Raw genomic sequence first — 2168 nt, forward strand, 5'->3', positions numbered from 1 at the left:
GCCCCGCCGCCCACGACTGGAGATCCTCAGACGTCACCACATCCGACACGGATCCGACTATAGATCACAAAACATGACTGTAGTACTAGTACTACTACTAGGGTTCGTGATCTATAGGACGATCTTGTTGTGACGGAGCCAGCGTTTCCAGTTGTGGCTGGCGCGGGCTCGGGTCTGGTGGATGCGTCGGAGTGTGGACCAGGCCAGGGTGTGCTGGAGGGCGTGGTCGAGTGAGCGGGTGGCGGCGCTGGTCAGGTGTGCCAGGAGACGGCGGATCTCGGCTGGGGTGAGGGGGACCAGGCCGCGGCTGCTTTTGGGGCGTGGGCGGCGGTAGCGGCGAGGTAGGCGTGGGCGAGCATGGCCAGGGTGATGTGGCGGTGCCAGCCGTCGAATCGGCGGACCTGATACTGGTCCAGGCCGACTTCGTTCTTGGCGGCCTGGAAGCATTCTTCGATGGCCCAGCGGGCTCCGGCGATGCGGACGAGTTGGTCAATGGTGGTGCCGGCCGGGCCGTGACATAGGTAGTAGGCCAGTTCCAGCTCGCCGCTGTCGTTCTCGGTGAGGTTGCGGCGGACCAGGAGCCATCGCTTGCGTGCTGTGGGGCCACCGAGGTCGTCGTCGAGATGGGGCGGCAGCGTCGCCATCGCCCAGTCGTACAGGCGTGGGCCCTTGGCGCCGTCGCCAGCCGATAGCCGCTTCCACGCCTCGGGCGGCGCGTCGGCGACCACGTCGTCGGCGCGGGAGCCGGTGTTGCCGTAGCCGATACCCGTCCCCAGCGACTGGTTCCGGGGGACGGCGACCACGTAACCGACCTGCTGCTTCTCCAGGTAAGAGCGGAACTTGTGGTCCTGGCCGTAGGCCTCGTCCGCGGTCACCCACTGGGCGGGGGCGCTGTCGGTCGCCAGCACTCGCTCCAGCATCGCTTGAGCCAGAGCCGGTTTGGTCACAAAGGTAGCGTGGTCAGGGATGTCCGCCCGGGCGCAGCGTTCCGGGTCCTCCAGCCAGGACTTGGGCAGGTACAGCTCGGCATCGATCAACGCCCGTCCCCTGTGTGAGGCGTAGGCGAGGAAGACGCCGAGCTGGCAGTTCTCCACCCTGCCTGCCGTGCCCGAGTACTGCCGCTGCACGCCGGCTGACCCGGTGCCCTTCTTGATGAACCCGGTCTCATCCACGATCAACACACCCGAGACAGCACCGAGTTGCTCGAAGACGTACTCCCGCAGGTCATCACGCATGCCCCGCGGATCCCAGCGGGCGTTGTTCAGCAACCGCTGCATCCGGTCCGGAGCAGCATCCCCCGCCGCTTCCGCCAACTGCCAGCCGTTTTTGCGCTCCACCGGCGCCAGCAGCCCGGTCACATACGCCCGCGCCTGCCGCCGCGGTTCCACCCGCGGAAACCGACCCGCCACTCGCGCGAACAGGTCATCCAGCCCCGACACCCACGACCGCAGAACGTCCTCTGTTACCCCATCAGCCACAACCAGAGACTGTAGATCACAAACCCTAATAGTAGTACTAAGGTGCCCGTGGAACCCGGAACCAACTGGTCAAGATGACACTGAGTGGGAGCGGGAGGAGTAAGGCGGCGAAGGCATGGAAGATGGCGGGGCCCTCGGCGGGGACGTACAGCACGCTTTCAACCGCACCAACGATCGCCCCGGCGGCCACAGCTCGCCCCAGAGTGCCCAATATTCGCATAAGGCGCCATCATCTATGAAAAGTTCAGTTCGGCACAATCAGGGCTCCTCTCCTCGGTTGCCGCCGCCACCGGCCTGCTTACCGTGGGGGCGCGCACTGGGCACCGCCGCTCAAGCGCGCCACCATCGCCAAGCAGCGCAGCACCTGTCCAGCTAGTCAATGGCGATATCGATAGACGCTGTCTACAAATCGTGGTAGACAGTGTCTATGAGCGATGCAGGATCTGTTCGGGAACGGTTGATCGACGTGGGCGTGGCTCTCGTGCTCAGGCGCGGGGCAGCCGACCTGGGGCTGCGGGAGATCGCCCGGGAGGCGGGCGTGTCGCACGGCGCCCCGCGCCGCTACTTCCCCACACATCACCTCCTGCTCTCGGCGATCGCCCGCCGCGGTTTCGCCGACCTTGAGGCCCGCTTCGCCACGGCGATCAGCGGCGAAGCGTCGGCACGGGCCCAGGTGCGGGCACTCGCACA

Annotated in this window: 2 protein-coding genes; one reads left to right on the forward strand and one right to left on the reverse strand. The window is 66.2% G+C overall.

Going from position 1 to position 2168, the window contains the following annotated elements; all coding sequences use genetic code 11:
• Positions 1 to 251: 251 nt before the first annotated feature.
• Positions 252 to 1451 (reverse strand): IS701 family transposase, encoded by a 1200-nt coding sequence (locus tag ACIBVN_RS60770; RefSeq protein WP_397152015.1) that lies wholly within the window; start codon positions 1449 to 1451, stop codon positions 252 to 254.
• 454 nt (positions 1452 to 1905) lie between these two features.
• Between ACIBVN_RS60770 and ACIBVN_RS60775 the strand changes: the two genes are divergently transcribed.
• The coding region (locus ACIBVN_RS60775; protein WP_397152013.1) for a TetR/AcrR family transcriptional regulator at positions 1906 to 2168 on the forward strand (263 nt) is incomplete at its 3' end.

Source organism: Nonomuraea sp. NPDC049400 (assembly GCF_044466425.1).
Taxonomy (GTDB): domain Bacteria; phylum Actinomycetota; class Actinomycetes; order Streptosporangiales; family Streptosporangiaceae; genus Nonomuraea.